The sequence below is a fragment of the Paenibacillus tyrphae genome (genome assembly GCF_027925525.1).
Lineage (GTDB): Bacteria > Bacillota > Bacilli > Paenibacillales > NBRC-103111 > Paenibacillus_G > Paenibacillus_G tyrfis_B.
In genome coordinates, this window is sequence record NZ_BSDJ01000008.1 from 43,142 (window position 1) to 66,387 (window position 23,246).

The 23,246-nt window shown below is 52.9% G+C and carries 22 protein-coding genes; 3 read left to right on the top strand and 19 right to left on the bottom strand.

Translation table 11 applies throughout. The features are described 5' to 3' along the window. Positions 1 to 277 precede the first annotated feature (277 nt). Positions 278 to 2,557: a transporter substrate-binding protein gene (locus tag QMG93_RS11500; RefSeq protein WP_281936484.1), complete on the top strand. Its 2,280-nt coding sequence runs from the start codon at positions 278 to 280 to the stop codon at positions 2,555 to 2,557. A 182-nt stretch (positions 2,558 to 2,739) separates the two neighbouring features. Here QMG93_RS11500 and QMG93_RS11505 read toward each other — a convergent pair whose 3' ends face one another. The 15 genes from QMG93_RS11505 to QMG93_RS11575 all read right to left on the bottom strand — a co-directional run bounded on the left by QMG93_RS11505 (position 2,740) and on the right by QMG93_RS11575 (position 17,877). After that, positions 2,740 to 3,402 (bottom strand): adenylate kinase, encoded by a 663-nt coding sequence (locus QMG93_RS11505; RefSeq protein WP_281936486.1) that lies wholly within the window; start codon positions 3,400 to 3,402, stop codon positions 2,740 to 2,742. Positions 3,403 to 3,443: 41 nt separating this feature from the next. After that, complete coding sequence (gene acsA, locus QMG93_RS11510; RefSeq protein WP_281936488.1) at positions 3,444 to 5,168, bottom strand: acetate--CoA ligase; 1,725 nt, start codon at positions 5,166 to 5,168, stop codon at positions 3,444 to 3,446. A gap of 209 nt (positions 5,169 to 5,377) precedes the next feature. Then, the gene (locus QMG93_RS11515) at positions 5,378 to 5,977 is read right to left on the bottom strand and encodes a class I SAM-dependent methyltransferase (protein ID WP_281936489.1); all 600 of its coding nucleotides are present in this window, start codon (positions 5,975 to 5,977) and stop codon (positions 5,378 to 5,380) included. Between the two features lie 252 nt (positions 5,978 to 6,229). After that, the gene (locus QMG93_RS11520) at positions 6,230 to 6,811 is read right to left on the bottom strand and encodes a hypothetical protein (RefSeq protein WP_281936491.1); all 582 of its coding nucleotides are present in this window, start codon (positions 6,809 to 6,811) and stop codon (positions 6,230 to 6,232) included. A 6-nt stretch (positions 6,812 to 6,817) separates the two neighbouring features. Next, a complete protein-coding gene (locus QMG93_RS11525; protein ID WP_281936493.1) occupies positions 6,818 to 8,170 on the bottom strand; it encodes an alpha/beta hydrolase in 1,353 nt (450 codons plus the stop codon). A 5-nt stretch (positions 8,171 to 8,175) separates the two neighbouring features. Next, a complete protein-coding gene (locus QMG93_RS11530) occupies positions 8,176 to 9,519 on the bottom strand; it encodes an alpha/beta hydrolase-fold protein (RefSeq protein ID WP_281936495.1) in 1,344 nt (447 codons plus the stop codon). A gap of 23 nt (positions 9,520 to 9,542) precedes the next feature. After that, positions 9,543 to 10,460, bottom strand: coding sequence for a LacI family DNA-binding transcriptional regulator (locus QMG93_RS11535; RefSeq protein WP_281936497.1), 918 nt, complete (start codon positions 10,458 to 10,460; stop codon positions 9,543 to 9,545). 63 nt (positions 10,461 to 10,523) lie between these two features. Then, positions 10,524 to 12,266: an alpha-glycosidase gene (locus QMG93_RS11540; RefSeq protein WP_281936499.1), complete on the bottom strand. Its 1,743-nt coding sequence runs from the start codon at positions 12,264 to 12,266 to the stop codon at positions 10,524 to 10,526. Between the two features lie 32 nt (positions 12,267 to 12,298). After that, positions 12,299 to 13,132, bottom strand: coding sequence for a sugar ABC transporter permease (locus QMG93_RS11545; protein ID WP_063181504.1), 834 nt, complete (start codon positions 13,130 to 13,132; stop codon positions 12,299 to 12,301). A gap of 18 nt (positions 13,133 to 13,150) precedes the next feature. Beyond that, entirely contained in the window at positions 13,151 to 14,449 is a 1,299-nt protein-coding gene (locus tag QMG93_RS11550) for a sugar ABC transporter permease (RefSeq protein ID WP_281936504.1), read from the bottom strand. Positions 14,450 to 14,492: 43 nt separating this feature from the next. Beyond that, positions 14,493 to 15,785: a maltose ABC transporter substrate-binding protein gene (locus tag QMG93_RS11555; RefSeq protein ID WP_281936506.1), complete on the bottom strand. Its 1,293-nt coding sequence runs from the start codon at positions 15,783 to 15,785 to the stop codon at positions 14,493 to 14,495. 237 nt (positions 15,786 to 16,022) lie between these two features. Next, the gene (locus QMG93_RS11560) at positions 16,023 to 16,445 is read right to left on the bottom strand and encodes a hypothetical protein (RefSeq protein ID WP_281936508.1); all 423 of its coding nucleotides are present in this window, start codon (positions 16,443 to 16,445) and stop codon (positions 16,023 to 16,025) included. Positions 16,446 to 16,627: 182 nt separating this feature from the next. Next, entirely contained in the window at positions 16,628 to 17,047 is a 420-nt protein-coding gene (locus QMG93_RS11565; protein WP_281936510.1) for an SRPBCC family protein, read from the bottom strand. Then, positions 17,044 to 17,373: an ArsR/SmtB family transcription factor gene (locus QMG93_RS11570; RefSeq protein ID WP_281936512.1), complete on the bottom strand. Its 330-nt coding sequence runs from the start codon at positions 17,371 to 17,373 to the stop codon at positions 17,044 to 17,046. Before QMG93_RS11570 ends, QMG93_RS11565 begins: the two co-directional genes overlap by 4 nt. A gap of 81 nt (positions 17,374 to 17,454) precedes the next feature. Next, a complete protein-coding gene (locus tag QMG93_RS11575) occupies positions 17,455 to 17,877 on the bottom strand; it encodes a DoxX family protein (protein ID WP_281936514.1) in 423 nt (140 codons plus the stop codon). Positions 17,878 to 18,162: 285 nt separating this feature from the next. Here QMG93_RS11575 and QMG93_RS11580 point away from each other — a divergent pair, with 285 nt between their 5' ends. Beyond that, positions 18,163 to 18,609, top strand: coding sequence for a MarR family winged helix-turn-helix transcriptional regulator (locus QMG93_RS11580; protein ID WP_281936516.1), 447 nt, complete (start codon positions 18,163 to 18,165; stop codon positions 18,607 to 18,609). Positions 18,610 to 18,676: 67 nt separating this feature from the next. Continuing rightward, the gene (locus QMG93_RS11585; protein ID WP_281936518.1) at positions 18,677 to 20,974 is read left to right on the top strand and encodes an excinuclease ABC subunit UvrA; all 2,298 of its coding nucleotides are present in this window, start codon (positions 18,677 to 18,679) and stop codon (positions 20,972 to 20,974) included. A 114-nt stretch (positions 20,975 to 21,088) separates the two neighbouring features. Here QMG93_RS11585 and QMG93_RS11590 read toward each other — a convergent pair whose 3' ends face one another. The 4 genes from QMG93_RS11590 to QMG93_RS11605 form a co-directional block, all read right to left on the bottom strand. After that, a complete protein-coding gene (locus QMG93_RS11590; protein ID WP_281936520.1) occupies positions 21,089 to 21,514 on the bottom strand; it encodes a hypothetical protein in 426 nt (141 codons plus the stop codon). Positions 21,515 to 21,516: 2 nt separating this feature from the next. Continuing rightward, on the bottom strand, positions 21,517 to 22,017 hold the full coding sequence (locus tag QMG93_RS11595) for a MauE/DoxX family redox-associated membrane protein (RefSeq protein WP_281936522.1): 501 nt from the start codon (positions 22,015 to 22,017) through the stop codon (positions 21,517 to 21,519). A gap of 51 nt (positions 22,018 to 22,068) precedes the next feature. After that, complete coding sequence (locus QMG93_RS11600) at positions 22,069 to 22,470, bottom strand: hypothetical protein (RefSeq protein ID WP_281936524.1); 402 nt, start codon at positions 22,468 to 22,470, stop codon at positions 22,069 to 22,071. Positions 22,471 to 22,782: 312 nt separating this feature from the next. Then, a complete protein-coding gene (locus QMG93_RS11605; RefSeq protein ID WP_281936525.1) occupies positions 22,783 to 23,241 on the bottom strand; it encodes a TlpA family protein disulfide reductase in 459 nt (152 codons plus the stop codon). Positions 23,242 to 23,246 lie beyond the last annotated feature (5 nt).

Below are 23,246 nucleotides of genomic sequence, written 5' to 3' on the forward strand. Positions count from 1 at the left end.
ACCAGGATTAAAGCAAAATCCGTGCCAATAAAATTTTCCGCCAGATAAAAGAAACCGCTTACAATAATTGCCGCCGTTTGTCGCAAATTGAGACAATTGCAGCCCACGTTCCTATGCGAAAAGCGTCAAAACACTCCACAAACCTGTAACTGTCGCAAAATGATACACTGTCTTATTTTTACACACGAGCCATAAGAAAAAAGTCAACCCCCAATTTCAAACGGTTTGATTTTTGTTATAATAAAGACACAAACCTACCAAGGAGAGGCGGAGTTCGATGAATACTAGAGTCGGTTTATTGTTTTCATTAACTGGCACGACCGCCCTGACGGAACGAGGACAATGCGATGCGGCCATCCTGGCCATCGAGCACTTTAACCAAAAGGAAATGAACGTGGAAGCGATCGTGCGGGATATTTGCTCGGACCCGGCCAAAAGCGCGAAAGAAGCGGAAGCGCTTGCAAAAGACGGCGTGAAGGTGTTCATCGGCTGTTATACTTCGGCTTGCCGGAAAGCGATTCTTCCGGTGCTGGAGAAATACGGCTGCCTGCTGGTCTACCCTACGTTGTATGAGGGACGGGAATGCCATTCCAACGTGTTTTATACCGGGGAGGTGCCGAACCAGCAGGTTCATGTGCTGCTCGATTACTTAACCGAGCACTTCGGGAAGCGCGTCTACTGCATCGGCACGGATTACATTTATCCCCGGGAAACGAACCAGCAGGTCCGCACGTATCTCGCGGAAAAAAACGGCTCGGTCGTCGGCGAAGCCTATGTGCCGTTCGGTCATCAGACCTTCTACGACGTGCTGGAAGACATCATTGTGAAGCGGCCCGATGCCATCTTTACAACGCTCGTCGGGCAAAGCATCATCCCGTTCTATCGCGCGTACCGGCGAATGGGCTTGAATCCGGATCACCTGCCTATTTTCAGTCCGATCACGAAGGAAACGGAAATTGCGGCCATGGGCGCCGACTACGGAGCGGGGCATTACGGCTCGGCCAGCTATTTTCAATCGCTTCAAAATGAGCACAATCTGCATTTCGTCAGCGCGTTTCACGAACGCTTCGGTGCGCAGCAGGTGATTTCGTCGGTCATGTTCAATTCTTATCTGGGCACCAAAATGATCCTGGACAGCATTCATGAAACCGGGGGCCTGGATTACCGGGACGTCTTTTACCATCTCAGTGACAAGAAGCTTGAAACCGCTTGCGGGACGGTGCTCGTCGAGGGCGACCATCACCATTTATCCAGACCGGTAAAAATCGGAAGAGCGATGCCGGACGGGCAATTCGAAATTGTTTGGGACTCGCAGCGCAATATTGCTCCGAAGCCGTTTAAAGAAAAAAGCCGGGAGCCCGGCCAGCTGAATGAGATCATTCTGGAGTCGTGGGGCCGGATCAGCGATGAAGCGATCGTCGTCCTGTCGGAGCGGCAGCATATTGTGTACATGAGCAAAAAAGCGGCAGAGCTGACCCGGTTAACGGAAGGCCAGCTCCTCACACCGACGATGCTGCAGCAGATCCATCACGCGTTCGAGGTGTATCCTTATGGAACAAACGGTCAGCAAATGCTTCTGCTCAAGCCGAAGCCTAGCGTCCGTTCTTCGGGTGCGCCCTATCAGTTCGACCGCATTCGGACCTTGAGCCCCGAATACCAGTTGGAGCTGGAGGTCGCCAAGCTGGCGTCTCAATCATCTGCCAACGTGCTGATTACCGGAGAGACCGGAACAGGAAAAGAAGTGCTGGTTCAAGCGATTCATCAGCAAAGCGAACGAAAGCATGGCCCGCTGGTCGCCGTTAACACCGGCCTGCTGCCCCGGGAGCTGATCGCGAGCGAGATGTTCGGCTATATCGAAGGAGCGTTTACAGGCGCCAAAAAAGGCGGAGCCATCGGCAAATTCGAAGCCGCGAACGACGGGACTCTTTTTCTCGACGAGATTGGCGACATGCCGTTGGATCTTCAGGTCGTCCTGTTAAGAGCTATCGAGTCGAAGCGGATTATGAGACTGGGGGAAAATAAAGAACGGGCGGTCAACGTACGGATTATTGCCGCGACGAACCGGAATCTGCAAGAAGAAATCGCCTACAGCGGCTCGTTCCGGTCGGACCTGTTTTACCGTCTGAACGTCTTGTCGATCACGATCCCTCCGCTTCGCGAGCGCCCGGAAGATGTGGAACACTTAAGCCGGGAGTTTCTCCGCGAATTTCAGGCCGTCCACGGCGACGGGCCGGATGGCATCAGCGACGAAGCGCTGCAAGCCTTGGTCCAATATCCGTGGCCGGGCAATATCCGTGAATTGCGAAATGTGATGGAGCGTGCCTACCTGCTGGCCGGACGGGAACGAGCTGCGATCCGGGTAGAGCATCTGCCGAGAGCGCTCAAAGGATATTACCAGAGAAAGCCGAGGGCGGCCGAGCCGCTCAAGCAAGTTGAGCGCAGGATGATCGAGCAAGTGCTGAGCGAGACGAAGACGATCACCGAGGCGTCCAAGGTGCTTGGCATTACGCGGAGTACGCTTTACCGGAAGCTGAAGGAATTTCAAATGACGCCGTAAGCCGGTGCCGGTTTACGAGCAAACAAAGCTAAGGGCAGGCCCGCTTCGTATAGCAGGTCTGCCCTCAAATTGTCGAGAAAGTGGTCTAGCAAAAATAGAGATACATACATAGATGGGGTATCCACCCCTCGTTACATCTATTATCCCAGTTGACCACTTTCTCGACAAGCGGCCTGCCCGCTTTATCGGACTCTCACGTGCAAGCCTCCGAGAATACCGCAAATGTCTTCGAATACTTTGTCCATCCCGGCCTCTCCGTCCACCGAGCGGAGCTGGCCTCTCATTTTATAAAATTTCAGCAGCGGCTTCTGCTGCTTTACATTGATTTCCAACCGGGTGGCTACCGTTTCCTCCGTATCGTCCGGCCGCTGGTACAGCGGTCCTCCGCACTTGTCGCAGCTCCCTTCTTCCTGCGGAGGGTGATACATTACGTGGTACGTCTCGCCGCAGTACCGGCAAATCCGCCGTCCGGTCAGACGCCCAAGCAACTTGCTGCTATCCACATCCAAATGAAGCGCGAGGTCGATCCGCCGACGCCCTTCGACGAGTACCCGCTCCAATTCCAGCGCTTGAGACACCGTCCGCGGAAATCCGTCCAGCAAAAAGCCGCACGCCGTATCTCCTTGGCTCAGCCGTTCCTTAACGATCCCAATTGTCACCTCGTCGGGGACAAGCAGCCCTTTCTCGACGTATGCTTTGGCCTCAAGACCGAGCGTTGTTCCTTCCGACATCGCGGCACGGAACATGTCTCCGGTTGAAATATGCGGTATGCCGAATTTTGCTTGAATGAATTCAGCTTGAGTCCCCTTGCCCGCACCCGGCAATCCGATAAAAATAATCTGCATCCCGTTATATCCCCCATTTCTGTTTTATGAGTCCGTAAAGGTTAATCCTCGATCGTCGACATGTCGCCCGTCGGCAAATTCAACTCCCACGCTTTCAGCACGCGGCGCATAATTTTGCCGCTTCGCGTTTTGGGCAGCTTGTCCTTGAACTCGATTTCACGAGGCGCCGCATGAGCGGACAAGCCGGTTTTGACGAATCGGACAATCTGGTCCTTCAGCTCCTCCGACGCCGTATAACCGTCCCGCAGCGCAATGAACGCTTTGATCACTTCGCCCCGCATCGGGTCCGGCTTGCCGATGACGCCCGCCTCCGCAACCGCCGGATGCTCTACCAGCTTGCTCTCGACCTCGAAGGGCCCGACCCGCTCGCCCGCGGTGTTGATCACATCGTCAACGCGACCCTGGAACCAGAAGTAACCGTCCTCGTCGCGGAAAGCAGAGTCTCCCGACACATACCAGCCCTGGAAACGGAAATACTCTTCGTACTTGGCCGGATTGTTCCAAATGCGGCGCATCATGGACGGCCATGCCGTTTTGATCGCCAAATTTCCCATGCAGTAGGGCTCCAAGACACGGCCCTCGTCGTCCAAGATGGCCGCGTCCACGCCTGGAATCGGTTTGCCCATCGATCCCGGCTTAATTGCCATCCCCGGGTAATTGCAGATGAGCTGCCCCCCGGTCTCCGTCATCCACCAAGTGTCATGGATGCGCTGCTTGAATACGTTCAATCCCCAACGAACGACCTCCGGGTTCAAAGGCTCGCCGACGCTGAGCACATGGCGGAGTCTGGACAGATCGAACCCGGATACCAGCTCGTCTCCGGCTCCCATTAGCATGCGGAAGGCGGTAGGGGCGCTGTACCAGACGGTAATGCCGTACTTTTGCAGGGTGGCATACCAGTCCGCCGGCTTGAACCGTCCCCCGCGGATCACGTTCGTCGCGCCGTTGAGCCACGGAGCAAAAACGCCGTAAGACGTGCCGGTCACCCAGCCCGGATCGGCCGTACACCAATACACGTCGTCTTCCTTCAGGTCCAGCACGATTTTGCCCGTATAATAATGATGTAGCATCGCATCATGGACGTGAAGCACGCCTTTGGGCTTGCCGGTGGAACCGGAGGTATAATGCAGAATGAGGCCGTCCTCGCGGTCCATCCAATCGAGGTCCAGCTTCTCGGAAGCGCTTTCCATTGCTTGGTGGAAATCGACCTGCCCCTCCTCCAGCCTTAGGTCGTGTCCGACCAGAATCACATGCTTCAGATGGGGCAAATCCTGAACCGGGATGCGTGGAAGCTGGGAAGGCGTCGTGACGATCGCCACGGCCTGACTATCTTCCAAGCGGTCCTTCACGGCCGTTTCCATAAAGGCTTCGAACAAAGGACCGGCAATCGCGCCGACTTTGATAATCCCGAGAAGCGCAAAGTACAGCTCGGGAGAACGGGGCATGAAAATAAATACGCGGTCCCCTTTTCCAATGCCCAGTTGACGAAGCACGTTACCGAAGCGGTTGGAGCTGCTTTTCATTTGTCCGAAGGTGTATGCTTCTTCTCGCTGACCGTCGCTGTAGTATAGGGCGATTTTGTCCCGGCGCGAGGACTCGGCATGCCGATCGATCGCTTCGTACGCCATATTGATTTTTCCGGTTTCGTGCCATGTGAACTCGCTCTCCACCTCCTCCCAGCGAAAATGTCCCCGCGCCTGCTCGTAATTTTCCATGTTGGGGCTTGCCGCCGTGGGCGCAATGCGCTCATTCGTAAACGAACTCATGATGTAGACCCTCCCAATCGATAATAGATGATTGCCTTTCTTAGCCTAAGTAAAGCAATTATTGTGCCAACCGTCGGAGTGCGGAAATGTAAGAAACGCACAAAAAAATGTGTCCCATTTCGGGACACATTCGCCGATTCGATGTGATACAGTGATGCAAAATGGGACACTTGGGGCATCCACAGCAGCCTGCGTGCCTGACGGATTTCTCATTTTTTTCTCAATACAAGTTGAATGACATGGGCTAATCCGGTATGCGCCTTCCCTTCCACCCGCTCTTGCTCGCCATAGAAGAAATGGAGCACCTCATGGCCTTCGCACCAGGCAAGAATTTCTTTGGGGTCGTAGAGCAAATCCGGGTCCGGGGGGCCACCCGTACCATACTTTAATTGGTCCTTGGAGTATACCTCAAGCATCATAATTCCTTTAGGCTTTATCGCATTTTTCATTTTATTGAGAACCATGGCCTGATCGTCTTTATGAAAATGTCCGAACACCATGATGGCGGCATCGTATTCCTCGTTCGGTACATCCTCTGCCAACAGGTCTAGTTTTTGGGTATGTACCTCAACTGCATGCTTCCGGGCCAGTTTTTTCGTTTTTTGCAGGCCGCTCTCCGCATAGTCAATGGCGGTCACTTCATGATTTCGTTTGGCCAAAAAAACGGCATTCCGGCCCTCGCCCTCCGCGAACGCAATAACTTTGCGATATGGTTCCAATCGAAAAGCTTGTTGTTGAATAAATACGTTAGGCTCTTCCCCATAATAATATTCCTCCGACTTAAAACGCTCATGCCATACATTTCCCATAATTACCTACCTCCTGTGAATGAAGTGTTGGACATTAAAGACTCACTATGTCTTTAATAAAGCAAAAAAGCAGCATGGGTGCAGAGCATAGTTCGCCGCTTGTGTGAATTTCGTCATCGATTGCAGAGTTGTTATATCTATAATATCTTCGAAATTGACGATGCGTCAAGAGTGAGCGCAAGGCATCGATGATATGAAAAAAATAAGCCGCGGCACCTATTCGGGGCCACGGCTCGTTGTGCAGTAAATCGCTCAAAGCGTACGAAACTTAAGATTTTTGCAGTCGATGGCGAATGAGAAAGCTCTTTGCTCGCTTCCATCCAACGAAAACTCCACAAGCAAGTTATCCAGATCTTTCTCCGTTAAAGCTTGGCCGCTGATCCAGCCGTGCCTTTCTTTGCCGGGCAGGATTGTCACCCCGGTAAAGTCCGGGTTGGTTGGGGAAGCCCCGACCTTTTCGCTTAACTTGCCCTGGCTCGAATGGTTCGACTGCACAGCAAGACGGCTTGGGTCAACCGTAATAGTTTCCTTCTCGGTTCCGTTCTTGATCGTGATTTCAAAGTCGGTCGTTTGTCCGGTCCGCCGGATGGAATTGACGGTCACCTCCACACCGTTATTGGTTTGCGTGACCGGCATTTTCTGAAGCTGAGGCTCCGAGCCGCTTTTATTCGGAGCGGATTTTTCGTCCCCCCCGTCCGTTCCTGCAACATAATTGCTGTCAATAGACACGGGATTGTCGATATCCTGCGCGGCATGCGGGGTTCCGTTCATTAACACGGCCCCTGTGAACACAATCGAACCGCAGACGAGTCCGAGCACAATTTTTTTCACCATGATAATTCAATCCTCTCTGATGTCGTTAGACCAGCGTTCGACGGTCAGCTCCAGCCGCGAATCGGCCTCTGCCCGGTAATGGCGCACTACCGAATTTCCGGCTTGATCCGTTTCCGCGACGCCATCGGCCCTGCTGATTTGATAAACGAACTCGGTATGAAGCGGAAGCTCAAGCCGCCCGGAATATACAGGCGCATCCGGCTGCTTGCTTAAAGGAAACCAGGCGTATAGCATGACGGTTTCCGGCGTATGCAACGGAACATGAACGGTTAAATCGAGGGCAACCCGCTCCTTCAATTCCTTGACCACGCGGATCGAAATAGCAGCCTCCAGACCGCAGTAATTAACCGTAACCGTCGTCTCTCCTTCTTCCTTCGCCACCACGGTTCCGTCCTCCTGAACCTCTACGATCCGAGGGTCCTCCACCCGGTAAGCCGCCCTTAACAAGGACAGCTTCAAGCCGCTGTCAAACTCCGCGATCGGATTCAACCGGCAGACCGGACCGCGGATGCCGACTTCGTTCCAGCCTTGCAACGATAAAGAGCGCGCCTGGCCTTTGTCTCCGAATAAATGAAGCAGCGGAGAGGCCAGTCTGGCCGCCCAGTCTTTCTCCACATGAGCCGCTTCGGGATCGAAATAATACATCAGCTCGTTATCAGCTTCGTATCCGAGGAGGGCAAGCTGCTCCGCGACTTCGCGGACATGCTTTTCCATGATCAGCGTGCCTTCCCTGCCTCCCAGATCGATCCAAATCCGGGAAATCGGCTGCTTCTTGCCGAACGTATGATACTGCCGGTATTCCTCCAGCGTTACGGGATCGACGTAGTAAAAATACGGCGACAAGATCGCCAGCTTCCCGAAAATGTCCGGACGGCGAAAGCCGATATGGTAGGTAACTTGGCCCCCGCGGGAAGACCCCATTAAGCCCGTATGCTCCGGGCCCGGCTTCGTCCGGAACAGCGCATCGATGTAAGGCTTGACCTCCTCGATAATAAAGCGCTCGTAAAGCTGCCCTTTGGGCTGGATTCGCACTTTGTCGGACGGATACAGTACCCCTTCCAGCTCATGGGTAAATTCGTCGGCCCGTTCGACGCCCCGATTCGGGATGCCGACGACGATGATTTCTTCCATGAGGCCGCTCTGAATCAAGCGGTCCGCGGTTTCATGGACGTTCCAGGAATAGCCGTTGAAGGCGGGATGGAAAATATTTTGCCCGTCGTGCATATACAGCACCGGATACCGCTTCGCTTGATCCCAGCAATAGCTCGGGGGGAGGTAAACAAACAGATCCCGCGTATTGTCCAAGTGGACAGAGTAGAAATTTTCCACCTTCAAAATGCTTGATTTGTTCTTGTGCATCCTCATCACCTCTGCTCGCTCACGGGCGCCGCGTCCACCCAATTTTCGACTTCGTAATTCAGAACGAGGCCGTCCTTGGCCGTAAATTTCCGGTAAGGAATTTCCCGGCCCTGCCGGTCCGTCTCATGCATGCCCAAGCCGCGGGAAATGCGGAATTCGAAGGACATATCCCGCGGTACCTCAAAGGTTCCTCCGTACAGCCCTTCGCGGATCATCGGCAGCTCGATGCCGGCGTATAGCGCAGCAGTTGGCGGCGTAAAGACAGGCACCTTCACGTACGCTTGGACGGTAACCGTCTCCGAAACCGACGGGACGACGGCAACAGCCAGTTCGGCCGTCAGGCTGCCGTTTCTGTAACGGACCGTCGTTTCCCCTTCTTTCTTGGGCTGCAATTTGCCGTCTGCCGTCACGTCCAGCAGCTCGGGATCGGCTACTTCATAGCAGGCGTCTAGATCCGTCATCATAAAGCCGCTGTCGTAGTGCACCACCGGATTGAGCGTACGCTTCGGCCCCTCGATCCCAACCGCCTCAGGCCCATGCAAATCGACACGAACAGGAGTTCCGATGCGACCAAAAAAATAAAGCAGCGGCGCGTGCACTCTGGCGGCCCAATCCTTCTGCGAATGGCCCGAATTGACGGCATAATAATAGACAAAATCGTCCCCGGGCCGATATCCGGCGCTGATCAGCGTATCCGCGACATGCCGTACATGTTTTTCCATAACGGTGAAGCCTTCGGCATCCCCCACGTCCATCCAAATGCGCAGAGCCTTCTTTTCCGTGTAGACGCGGCTCAACCAGCGGTCCTCCATCGTGCGGAGATCGACGCTTGCAAAGAACGGACACAAAGCCCCGATCATCCCGAACGTCTCTGACCTGCGGAACCCGATATTGTAGGAAACCAACCCGCCCGCGGACGATCCCATCAGCGCCGTATGCTCCTGATCCGGCAGCGTCCGGTATTCCCGGTCGATATAAGGCTTTACTTCACGGACGAGAAACTCCTCGTACAGCTCGCCCTGATTCGTCGTATCGAAAACCCGGTGTCCGTACGGATTCTCATGCATATATTCCGCAATCCGGGCATCCTCGATGTGGGCTACCGCAACGATGATAATTTCCCGCATGCGTCCTTCAGCAATGAGGCGGTCGGCCGTTTTATGCACGTCCCAGGATTCGCCCTTCCTGTCCTGGTAGAACGCGTGCTGCCCGTCCTGCATATACAGAACGGGGTACCGCTGCCCCTCATCCGTTTCATAGCCCGGAGGCAAATATATAAATATATTTCTGGAATTATCAAGAATCTCGGAATAAAAATGATTAATTTCGATCAGCCGCGACGAACTCACGCCACATTCTCCTCACCGGATCGTCACGTGATGACGGACAGGCAATAAAACTTTTCACGGCTCACCTCATCCGCATCCTGAATATTGCGATCCATCATACGGACGATCTCTTTGTAGTCATTCAAATCAAACGCAACTTTTGCCATCCCTTGCGGAACGATTTCCGGGCAATGGCTCGTGCACAGGACAGCGAGCCGGTTATGGGTCTTGGCCGCTTCATGCGCCAAAAATTCATTCAACACGATCCCCGGACGTCCGGCATACACGGACAGGAATTCATGCATGTCCTTAATGTTATCGCAACACACATGGATCCGTTCCTCGTCCAGACCGGATTGCCGCTTGATAAACTCCACCAGTTCGGCATTGTTATACGAATCCATCACAAGAAACTGCGGAGCTTCACCGAGCAGGCTGCGGGCCGCTTGGAAGCTCCGCGCGAAATCCGGAACGATTTTGTGAAACAGCGGGTCTTCGATATAGCTGTCGACCACGAAGACAGGAACGCCGAATCCGAAATAATTCGATATGGTCGTGAATTGTTCTTGATCCACGTTCATCAAGAAGACGCCGTCCAAATTGCGCTCCATAATAATTTTCGAGGACGGGCCCAAGTTGTCGATTTGCATAAAAAGGACATGATATCCCAGCTCGCTGCAGTGCCGCTCGATGGCCTGGATCGTTTTCGCATACTTCAAATCGGACCACAGATAATCGTCGTTCCCTTTAAACCATAAAATGCCGATAAGTCCGGTTTTCTTGACCTTCAGCGACTGCGCCGTACGGTTCGTTACGTATCTCAGCTGCTGCGCGGCCTTCAGTACCTTCACGCGCGTTTCATCGGATATGGATTGGGTCTTCACGTCGTTCAAAATATACGAAACCGTCGCAATGGAAACGCCGGCCGCTTTGGCTATGTCTTTGATCGTTGCTTTTTTCATGGTTTAACCGCCTCTACTTAAACGTTTAGGTCGATTAAAGCATACGGCCTTGTCTTTGTCAAATCATGACAATGGCGCTCTCAAAACGAGCCATCCGTACGGAGGCAAGCTGATAGAAAGCCGCTCGTCCGTCAGTTCGAAGCTTCCGTCGCCCATGGCGATTTCGAGCGGTACCTGCGCGTCCAAAGTGACATCCGTGACTGCCGAATTCCCGCTGTTATTGAAGCCGATGTAAAGCTGTTCGTCTGCATCCGTTCTACAGATGACAAGCTGATGATCCTTGGCATAGATCACCTGAAAAGTTCCGTCCCGCAACGCCCGGTGCTGCCGTCGGTACGAAATAATCGTCCGGTAAAACGCAAGCAGCTCCTGGTTTTGCAAGGCTTCGTCCCAAATCATCGGACGCCTGCAGTCGGGGTCCGCCCCGCCCAGCATCCCCACTTCGTCGCCGTAATAAATGCACGGAACGCCGGGGAATGCAAACTGAAACAGCACGGCGAGCTTGGCTTTCCTTGCCTCCTGCGCGACCGTAAGCAACCGCGGCGTATCGTGGCTTCCGACGATGTTAAAGGCCGCTTCGTTCACCTGCTGCGGATATTGGGCCAGCAGCCGGTTGATCCGGTGAGAAAACCGCTCCGCATCGATCGCATCCTTGGCAAAAAAGTCAAGTACGGCCTCCGTCGCCGGATAGTTCATGACCGCATCGAATTGATCCCCCTGCAGCCACGGCATCGAGTCGTGCCAAATTTCGCCCAAGATATAAAAGTCCGGCTTGAGCGACTTCAAGGTTTTGCGGAAATGCCTCCAAAACTCGTGATCGACCTCATTGGCCACATCCAGCCGCCAGCCGTCGATATCGCATTCCTTCACCCAGTACTGCGCCACGTCCAGCAGGTATTGCCGGACCTCCGGATTCGCCGTATTCAGCTTCGGCATATGCGCCTCGAAAGCGAAGCAGTGGTAGGAAGGTCTGGGCTCCGTCTGCACCGGAAATTGCTTGATATGGAACCAGTCCCGGTAGCGCGATTCCGGTCCGTGGCGGACCACATCTTGAAACGGAGCGAACAGCGCGCCGCTATGATTGAATACGGCATCCAGAATGACGCGAATCCCGCGTTCGTGGCAGGCTTGAACCAGCTTCTTCAGCAATGCGGTATCCCCGAACTGCGGGTCGATTTTCAAATAGTCCGTCGTATCGTACTTATGATTCGTCTCCGCCGCAAACAGCGGGGTAAAATAAATCGCGTTTACGCCAAGCGAGCCAAGGTAATCCAGACGGTCCAATACGCCCTGCAAATCGCCGCCGTAGAAATCATACGGCCCCGGGTCCGCCTCCTCCCATGAACGAACGCCGGCCGGATCGTTCGACGGATCGCCATTCGCAAACCGCTCGGGAAATATTTGATAAAACACAGCCTCTTTTACCCACCCCGGCGGCTTCAACACTTCATCGGCCCACAGAAACGGATAATCGAAGAAAGAAAGCGGGTCCTGCGGCTTTTCCTTCTGAAAGCCGGTCTCGGTGTACCAGACTGTTTCGTCCTCCGAGATCAATGCAAACGCATAGCGCAATCTGCGATGCGGGGGGACGAGCTCCGCCTGCCAATAATCGAACCGTTCGTCGCTCGCCAGCTTATGAAGATACTGCTCGCTGGCGGTTTGCTCCCAATCGTACTTGTCGCCATAGAGAGCTTTTACCGCGCGCAGATCGTCTTTTTTCGTCCGCAGCCGGATATGGATCGTACGGTCATCGTAAGCGTAGCAATCCGCATTGCCGGACCGGTGGTAAACCGCTTCTAACAACATGGAATCCCCATCCTTTTTTGGTATAAATCGCATTACCCTTTATCCGCGCCGGCCGCGATTCCGTGAATTAAGTACTTCTGGAAATACATGTACAGCAGCGTGATCGGCAGCGCCACAAGCACGGCGCCCGCTGCGAATAACGTAAAGCTGGAATTGGTCTCGTTGGCCACCATCGCATACAGCCCTTGCGCCAGCGTCATTTTATCCGAGGACCTAAGCACGATTTGCGGCAAAATAAAGTCCATGAACGGCGTGATGAAGCTGTTCAGAGCTACGAACGTAATCGCCGGCAGCGATAAAGGAAATATAATTTTGAAGAACGCGTCGGCATGACTTGCACCGTCGATAAACGCGGCTTCCTCCAGACTTTTCGGGATCGTGTCGAAGTGCCCTTTCATGACCCAGGTGCCCATGGACACTGCCCCGCCGGCATAGATGAGAATCAGCCCCAGATGCGTGTCGAGCAGCTTCGTTTGCAGCAGCAGCACAAAAATCGCCATGACGGATAGAAACCCCGGAAACATTTGCAGGACCAGCAGCATCATCAAGCCTTGCTGTCTCCCTTTGAAACGGAATCTGGAAAAAGCATACGCCGTCGCCGCTACCAATGCCGTCGATACGACCGCGTTCACCAGCGCGATCTTGATCGTATTTTGATACCACAGCACAAAATCGGTCGTATGGATCAGCTCGATGTAATGCGCGATCGTCGGGTTGTCGGGAATCATCTTGCTGACGAGCAAGTTATCGCCCGGATTCAGAGACGTGCCTACGATCCACACGATCGGGTAGATCGTCGTGACGAGCAGCACCGCAAATACCGCGTAAATTCCCGTGACGACCAGGTTGTTTTTGAATTTGGACATCCAGATCAAATCCTCTTCTTAAACGGACTTCATCCGCTTGTAATTCCATAAAGAAAATGCCGCAATGAGAATGAACATAATGATGGATACGGCCGAGGCCATATTAAACTGGCTTTGATTCAACGTCATCTTGAAAATCCACGAGATCAAAATATCCGTGCTTCCGGCGTAGTAATAATCCGGATTATTCGGCTTCCCGTCCGTCAGCAAGTAAATCAGGTTGAAGTTATTGAAGTTAAACGCAAACTGCATAATAAAGATCGGCGCCGTCGCCATCAGCACGAGGGGCAGCGTAATTTTGACGAACTTTTGCAGTCCCGAGGCCCCGTCGACGTCCGCCGCTTCGTACAGATCGCGCGGCAGGGTCGTCAAGATTCCCGACATCAGCGCCATCAGGAACGGCGTCGAGAACCATAAATTGACCAGAATGACGGATGCTTTCGCCATTGTCGGATCGGAAAGCCAGGGCACGGGAGAGAAGCCGAGCTTCACGATCAGATCGTTCACCGGACCGAACGTCCCGTTCAGCAGCACCCGGAAAACGAGGATCGAGATGAACTGCGGGATCGCCCAAGGCAGAATGAACACCGTTCTCCAAAATTTTTTGAAGCGGACCTGCGGGTGGTTTACCATCATTGCGAGTAACAGTCCGCTGAGAAAGACGGTGGAGGTCGAAGCCGCCGCCCAGATGATATTCCAAACGGAGATGCCGAAGAATGTGGACCTCCACGCCTCTTGCGCGAACAAATCGTAAAACGTGCGGAAGCCGACCCAATCCACCAGCGCCCGGTCCGGAATATGCGACGGCGCCGAATAGTTGGTGAAGGCGATTAACACATTAAACACGAGCGGAATGACCGTAACGAACAGAATGAAAAAAGCGGCGGGCAGCAGAAGCAAATAAGGAAAATGCCGGAACTTCGCTTGCTTCACGGATTCGACGAACCCGAGGACATGGCCGCCTTCGTCCCGAAGCTCCCCGTTCTTCTTCGCATCGTAAACATTCATCGCATAAAACCCGAGGAACAGCAGGATGACGACGAGGGTAATGAGACCGTTGATCAGCAGAAAGATCGAATGGTCGCCCTGTATAATTTTTCCCCGGATGATCCGGGTCGGCACATCACCTAGCGTGATCAGCCCCAGAATGCCTTTCCATGCGATCGAATAATAGTTCCAGAAAAACAATTGGGCCAAGACGATGAACAGCAAGCCTTTGATATATTGTCTGTTGTAGAGCTGGCCCAAGCCTATGAACGCCGCGGAACAAACGGCTGCCGTGACCTGATGCCGCCGGGCGCTTGGTTGTGATTGCATACGTAAAACCGCCTTAGCCGAGTTTTGAGAATGAATCCGTGCGTTATTTCGTCGTTTTCATGGCTGTCTTGATCTGCTCCACTGCGGTAGTCAGAACGGCTGCCGGATCTTGACCGTCGTTCCAGATCGCAGCGAGCGCAGCGCCTGCGGGCACCCATACATTGCCCATTTCCGGAATGGACGGCATCGGCGTCGAATATTTCGCCTGCTCCAGAAATGCCGCCGCTTTCGGGTCTTGCGTAATGATGGGATCGTCCATCAGGTCCTTCCTCGGAGGAAGCTGGGTTGTCATCTTGAACCGCTTGATCAGATTATCCTTGCTGGTCGCATAGCTTGCGAACAGCTTGGCGGCAGCCGGGTACTTCGTGTACGAATTGACGTACAAGGCTCGAATGCCGGAGAAGCTGACCGGATGCTCGCCGTTCGGCAGCAGAGGCAGCGGCGCTACGCCATAGTCGAAATTCACTTTCGACAAGCTGGCCATCAGCCACGAGCCGTTGATGACGGCAGCGGTTTTTCCTTCCTGGAAAAAGCCCGTAATGATGTTGTCGTTGATGTCTCCGGCGTTCAACGGCAATATTTTTTTGAGCGATTGCAAATATTTTGCCCCTTCAACCGTTTTCGCGCTGTTGAGACCGATATCGTTCGGGTTCGTACCTTGATTACCGAACACATACCCGCCGTAACCGGCGAGGAACGAGTACGATTGATACAGCTGTCCGACGTCCCACATCAAGGCGAACTTTTTGGTTTTCGGATCGTTGTAGGTTTCGGCGAATTTCACGATGTCGTCGTACGTTTTCGGAGCTTTGTCCATCAAGGACTTGTTGTAAAACAGCGCATACGTATCGATCGCCGTCGGAAAGCCGTAAAGCACGTCCTTGTACGTGACTCCGGCCAGCGCCGAGGACATCACCTCATTCTTCATGCTGTCGCCCGACACGTCGTTTTCCAGCACAAGCCCGGCCGTCACCGCATTCCCCAATTGATCGTGCGGCGCAGAGAAGACGTCGGCTCCAATCCCCGCCGGACCGTCGGTGGTCAGCTTCTTAACGGTGTCGATCGCAGGAACCGGCTCCACCTTCACTTTTACGCCGTATTCTTTCTCGAAGCTTTCCGCTACCGCTTTCAAATAATCGAGCTCCGGACCTTTCGATTCCCATACGAGCAATTGGGCGCCTTGCTCCGGCTTTAACGGCTCCGCGTTTGCACTTCCTTCGGCTTCGTTCCCCGGCTCCTGCCCAGCAGGCGAAGGACGGCCCTCTCCGCAAGCGGTTAGCAGGGAAGAACTCAGACAAAGGACAAGAACGGCGGAAATGAAACATCGTTTTGACATGCGGGGTCCCCCTTTTAAGTCTACTGCATTGTTCGTGAACTGAATCGTTTAAGTACTGAAACGTTTAAGTAGTGCTTAAGTGATATCATAGCTTTTCGTTTCCGCAGGAGTCAATGATAAAAAATGGAAAATAGCCCTGTCCGGCAAGACTCGAATATAGAAGCAGCGGCAGCCCAGGATGAAGACTGCTGCTGTTTTTACTGCTAACGCAACGCATCCTGTTAGTTCAATCCTACCTTAAACAATTGTTGCACAGTAGCCCGTTTCTTTACCTTTTTCAATTGCCTGGATATACCCATCAAAGTAATAGGGTATCTCATCTTCTTTTCCATTTTGAATTCTGCTTCTAACTTTTTCGAATGCAAATATTGAAATTGAAAATTCCGGCTCGCCAGTAACTAAAACAGGCTGATCGCTTTCTTGTACCCAGTAATACTTTCCGCCATAATTCCTTCTTGCTACTTCGAAAATATAACATCCAGCCATAGAAGAGACAGAATCCAAAATATCATCATCTAATTCAAAGTCACGTAATTCTTCAAGAATATCGTCTACGTTTCGTAGGCTATCTACGCTAAAATTAAAATTCCCTTTATCAGAAAAGTTCTTTGTGAAGTTTTCTGCCGTTAAAATAATATCTTGTTCTAAACTACTTTGCATCAATCTCGCCCCGCTTTATGTGTATTTGATTAGTTAATATTCGTCAAAATCAAAGCATTACCTGCCTTTAAGCAGAACGAAGCTGCCGAGTTTTGCTGGCAGCTGCTCCGCAATTTTATTAGCTGTAGTCACCCGTTAGTTTAACACTGGGGAAGAAGCTGTTTTCGTACCGAATGCGGTTATTATTCCAACACCTTTTCAAGCTCGCCGCCCCATTTACTCCAGCCATACTTCGCTCCATTGAGTGCGGGTTCATTGGAGATTCCGGTTTGTTCGAGATGAAGGTTAACCTTTCCGTCCCCTAAATCCTGCAGCGTCCAGGTGACCGTGTGCTTCTCTCCTCCGCTGGCCCAAGTATAGGACAACCGGTTTGGTGCTTCCACGATAAGCACTTCCCCGTCAACAATCCCATCCCACCACTCGGTCGGTTGAGTGCGAAATTGAAAATGGTGTCCTACGACGGGCTTAAAATCATTTTCCATCGCCTGACCAGTGTGGATGTTGACCACCCACTTGGCAAGCTTGCTTGAATCGGTTAAGGCGGACCAAAGCTTCTCGATTGATGTCGTGTACTGAAAATCCAAGGTTAATGTTAAACTCATTCTTCTTCCTCCTCTAATAGTTGGTTTAAGCGCAACATGTTCATACTCCAGAACTTGCTGTAGAAAGCCACCCAATCTTGAATTTCTTGGAGTGGAGAGGCGTTTAGCCTAAATCGCGTTTCTCTGCCGACTTTTCGGTCATGGACCAGTCCGGCCTCTTTAAGGATTGTCAAATGCTTGGATACCGCTGTACGGCCCATTTGAAATTGTGCCGTTAATTCATGAAGCGGTAACTCATTTGCCTCTGCTAACAGACGAATCAGTCGGCGCCTGGTTGGATCTGCAATCGCGTCATACACATCCCGCAACCGGTTGTTCTCGCTCACAACACCCTCTCCTAAATATTATTTTCTTTCGTAGAAGTCTATTGATGGTACGAAGGGACAGCCGTTGATTTCATCACCTCCTTAAAGTTTGCGGCTCTTCGGACGTAGCGCCCACGAAGCGATATTTAGCGCAGCATATGAAAGCGGAAGGATAAGAGCAAACCCGTAATCGCCATAATCGTTAGCAAACGCATGAGATAAAGCCGCACCAGTCATTAAAAAGAAGATACCCGCGTGAACCCATTCTTTAAGCCGGGGAAAGCCTGGCACGACAAGAGCGATGGCTCCAAGAACTTTCCAAATCCCGAGAATGGTCAAGACGTATAAAGGGTAACCAAGATTGTTCACTAACTCGACGTTTCCCCCAAATTGCATCAGTTGCCCGATACCACTTAACATAACAGCTGCTGCGAGCAGTAATGTGACTGTCCAATAAGCAATCTTTTTTCCTCGGGTCTGGGTTACTACACTCGAGGTTGTTTCCGCACCGATCATCATGCTCATTTTGTTTCCTCCTCATCGTTGTTTCAATTGAAACTTTTCGGATTCCAATTTTCCAAAATGACTTGCTCACAATTGGACACCGTTTGGTGACGCTTTGATTATAGGACACCATTCAGTGTCGTGTCAATAACATTTTTAAACTCAACATGTTCAAAAGCCTCAGTGCAATAATGCCGAGGCTTTGTGATCATGACTTAGCTTAACAAGGCAAATTAGTTTCCAAAAAGAAACTATTTTGATACAATGATGAATATAGAACGTACGATATCGATAGGAGGTATTCCTTTGATACAGCCAGATCAACCCGGTGAGCTGGAAAACGCTTTGTCCCATCTCCAATGCGTGCTGGTCGCCAGACGCACCCGGATCAATCCGGAGCAGCTTACTTGGGCGCAGTACGACATCTTGGAGATTTTGCGCATCCGTGGTCCCCTGATGCCTTCGCTCATCGGCGAAATACTGGGGATGTCCCGCCCGGCCACCTCAAAAAATCTCCGAGTTTTAAAGGATAAGCAGTTGATTGAGCAAACGGCGCGCGAGCAAGACCGGCGGGAACAAACGACGTCGCTCACCGATAGCGGTCGAGCTTTTCTGGAGCGTGCGGCCTCAAGCCGGCGCGAGGCTGCCGAAATCGCCGCCTCCGTTCTTACGCCCTGCGAACAAAGTATTTTTGCAGAGCTGTGCCAAAAGATAGCGGCCGCTCTCGACGACAACCAGTCACGATCTGTTTAAATATATTTTCCAAATGGAAACTAATATCCTTAAATCATCATTCTTGAAGAAGGAGAAGATCCAACCGATGAACCTGCAAAACGGCGCCTCCGACAACCGGCACGATCTGATCCGCGTTACAGGCGCAAGGGAAAATAATCTGAAAAACGTGACGGTGAGCATACCGAAGAAGCGGATCACCGTATTTACGGGCGTATCCGGCTCCGGCAAATCTTCGCTTGTCTTCGATACGATTGCCGCGGAATCGCAGCGCCAACTCAACGAAACGTTCACTAGCTTCGTTCGGCATCGCCTCCCCCATTACGGGCAGCCGGATGTGGACTCGTTGGACAATCTGTCCGTCGCGATCGTAGTCGATCAGAAACGGCTCGGCGGCAACGTCCGCTCCACCGTTGGAACCGTCACCGATATTTATTCCTTGCTGTGGTTGCTGTACTCCCGAATCGGCAAGCCGTTCGTCGGTTATTCCAATGCCTTTTCTTTCAACGATCCGCACGGGATGTGCCCCAAATGCGAAGGATTGGGAACGGTAGCGGCGATTGATCTCGACCGGCTGCTCGACCGGCAAAAGTCGCTGAACGAGGGGGCCATCCGATTCCCCACGTTCCGCCCCGGCGAATGGCGTTGGAAACGGTATGTTTGTTCCGGATTATTCGACAACGACAAAAAGCTCGGGGAATATACGGACGAGGAATGGGACACGCTGCTTTACAAAACGGATATGAAGCTGAAGCATCCCGGTCCCGGATGGCCGCCGACCTCCAAATACGAAGGTGTGATTCCCCGGTTCGAACGGAGCTTTCTGACCAAGGAATCCGAGGAGGCCAAAAGGCGCTACAAGGAAGAGTTCGACCGGATCGTCACCCGGGGCGCTTGTCCTCTGTGCAAGGGGACCAGACTGAATCAGGAGGTGCTCGGCTGCAAGATCAACGGCAAGAGCATAGCAGACTGCACGGCCATGCAGATCAGCGAGCTTGCCCCCGTGATACGCGCCATTGACGCGCCTGTCGCCGCAACCATGGTCGACGCCATCGTCGAACGGCTGGAGCATCTGATTTCCGTCGGATTAGGCTACCTCAGCCTGAACCGGGAAACGTCCACGCTGTCCGGCGGCGAATCGCAGCGGGTCAAAATGGTGCGGCATCTTGGCAGCAGTCTGACGGATATCACGTACATTTTTGACGAGCCGAGCATCGGTCTTCATCCTCACGACGTTCACCGGCTGAACTCTCTGATGAAGCGTCTCCGGGACAAAGGGAATACGGTCCTTGTCGTCGAGCACGATCCCGATGTCATCGCTATCGCCGACCATGTGATCGATATGGGACCGGAAGCAGGCGCCAAAGGCGGCAGGATCGTCTACGAAGGCGATCTGGATGGTCTGGCGGCTTCCGGCACCCTGACCGGAACGTATCTCGGCCGCCGGCCCCGGCTCAAGACGCCGCCGAGACAACCGGGCGCGGGAGGTTCGCTCGTGATCGGCCCTGCCTCCCTGCATAACCTCAAAGACGTGAGCGTCCGCATCCCGCAAGGCGTAATGACGGTCGTTACCGGCGTAGCGGGCTCAGGGAAAAGCACGCTGATCAACAAGGTGCTGCCCCGGCATTATCCGGAAGCCGTCTTCATCGATCAAGGAGCCATCCAAGGCTCGAAGCGTTCCAATCCCGCGACCTACACCGCGATGCTCGACCCGATCCGCGAGCTGTTTGCCCGAGCGAACCGGGTTAGCCCCACATTGTTCAGCTTCAACTCCAACGGCGCATGTCCGGAATGCAAAGGGCTTGGCGTCACGTATACGGATCTTGCCTTCATGGACCCGATCGTCAGCCGATGCGAAGGCTGCCAAGGACGCCGGTTTACCGAGGAGGTTCTGGGCTATACGCTGCGTGATAAATCGATCGATGAGGTTCTGGAGATGAGTGTAGCGGATGCGCGGACCTTCTTTGGGGAGGAAGCGATTCGGACGATACTGGAGCGTCTAGGCGACGTCGGACTGGACTATATTACGCTCGGGCAGCCGCTGAATACGCTCTCCGGCGGGGAACGGCAGCGCCTGAAGCTCGCAGCCGAGCTGGAGCGAAGCGGTCAAATCTACGTATTCGACGAACCGACTACCGGATTGCATCTCTCCGATGTCGACCGCCTGATCGGCCTGCTGAACCGGCTCGTGGACAACGGCAGCACGGTGATCGTGATCGAGCATAACCTCGACTTGATCAGTCAAGCCGATTGGATCGTCGATTTGGGTCCCGGAGCCGGACAAGAGGGTGGGACAGTGATCTTCGAAGGCGTTCCCGAACAGCTCATCGAGCATCCGCATTCGCTTACGGGGCATTACTTGAAGCGGCATCTCCACGGCGATTAAACGACAAAACGCCTGCGGCAAAGGGCAGGCGTTACAATGATTTCGAGAGCGGCTGACCTGCAAGCGTCCGGCCATTCCCTTACACGGAGTTACTACACACAAAAATGAACTATTTCACGTTTTCGGCCGGCTCATCAGTTTTAGGAAAGCCGGGACCTCATAGAACACGCGGCATTTTCCATATTTTTCCTTCACGATGCGAGCCGTGCTCACTTCCAAGGAGGGTACGTTCAGACTGCTCGCGTTCACGACGCAATGCCTCTCCCACTTTTTGGATTTGGCGGCTATCAGCCATTCGGGAGCGGTGAAAACGACGGTAATCCTGCCCAGCGGGTCCGAGAGCAAAAGAGCATCGATATCCTTGAAACCCGGCGCCGAATAATCCAGAAATAAGATCAGCCCATTCGTTTCGTTGGCCAGCTGCCCGACCTGCCGGACTTGCGCTTGAATTGCTCTTTGCTCCCGCCTTCTCAGGATGGTAAGTACGGCTGAACTTATAGCAAGCCACAGTAAGGTACATAAAAACAACGGATCGGCCATGGTCAGACCTCTTTTCTTTTCCAACGCATCGTCATGAGCTCAACGGTAAACGACAACGCCATGACCAAAACAAGCGAATGGAGCATGGAGTAAGCATCTGCCGGCTCCCGCTTCAAGCCTGCGTCGATCACCAAAATACCAATCAGAACAACATTTCTATAAATAGGAAACCGGTTGAGGAAACCGACATTGCCGTAGCAGGCGCAGGTTTCGGCCCCAGTGCTTCTTTTCTTCCTCCAGGTCAACCAAGTAAACACGGACAGCAGCCCGATCCCTGTGATTTGTTTCCAGCCTTCCGCCAATCCCGTCGCAAACAAGAAAAACAGCAAAAACTCCGTGATCAACACAGCATAGGCCGCCAAAGACAGTATGGATGCCGGCAGCACCCCATAGGCATAAATTTCCACTTTTAAACCTTCCAAGCTGCGCAGCTTCATGTAAAAGGGCAGGAAGAACAGAACCGCTATCGTGACGTCCAGAACATACGCTATCAAACCCGTCATCGTCGTCGCTCACCTCATCCGGTACTAGACGTTTTTTGCAAAATCGATTAGTTAGGAGGCTTGATGCTCCTCCTCCTGCAATCGGATCGTCAGCGGATACCATGCCGCTTCTTCACCGTCGGCAAAGCACTTAATGTGGACAATTCCCGGCTCCGTCAGCACCAGCGTAAATGCAAAATCTTTATCGACGCCTGGAATTTGATCGTCTGCTCGGTAATTTCTGAGAACGGTCATCGCCGTTTTGCCAAGCCGCTCTCCACGGTCATTATTGAATTCAAAATGCGTATCTATCAATTTTCCCTGCGGCAAATCAAAGATTTTGAGCAAAATGTACAAATCCAAGGCATACGGCAGAACGGGAATCGTCTGATGGTTTAGTACGGTACCTAACTGATGCCCCTTCGCCTGTTCGTTATGGGTAATTCGGTCGCAAACGATTAATTGAGCTTTCAAAAAAGATCCCTCGTTTCTTGAAAGAATAAAAAGAGAAGAGGGGTGGTCCCCCCTCCTCTAATCGGTTTAGTAGCAGCAGCCAATTCTTGGCTGTTGGCATGAGTACGTAGATCCGTCTTCGCAACCGACGATCTTATTAGCGCCCATCGTTTTCGGATAACTCGAACCGCCAGAAGTGCAGTCGCTGAGGTAGCAGAACGTTTCATTTTTCAAAACAACATCACATTTCGGTTTGTCGCAAGCCATGGTTTTCACCTCCTTTCATTGCAATGTGAAGCTTTATCTTAAGGTGTAAAAACCGGGATGCCACTATCAAGCCAGCGCATGACGGGCGTAGTCCTTCACAAACTGCTCGAAATCGTCGGCGCTATAGACTACTCCTTTGGCGGCCACTTTTCCCGAGTCGTCGACGAGGATAGCGAAGGGCAGATACGTCACCGCAAAATACGCCTCCATGTCGCTCTGGTCCAGCGAACAAACCGGGAATGTCCATCCGAAATATTCGATCATGCTTCGATGATCGTCCTCGTCGCCCGTAGATAAGAGCCGGAAGGAAAAGGACGGGTGGTTCCGCGTCATGGTGTCGATATACGGAAGCAAATCGATGCAATGCGAGCAGTAGGTGGACACGAACAGCAGCACCGTACCCGTCGCTTCGCCCGGCTCCGCCGGCGTTCCGATATTGCTGATATGGGGCGGCAGATCCGCTAGCGCGGAACCGATCGGCGGGCCGCTGTCGGCTGATCCGCCGGGCTTACGGTTGAACGACATCGTTA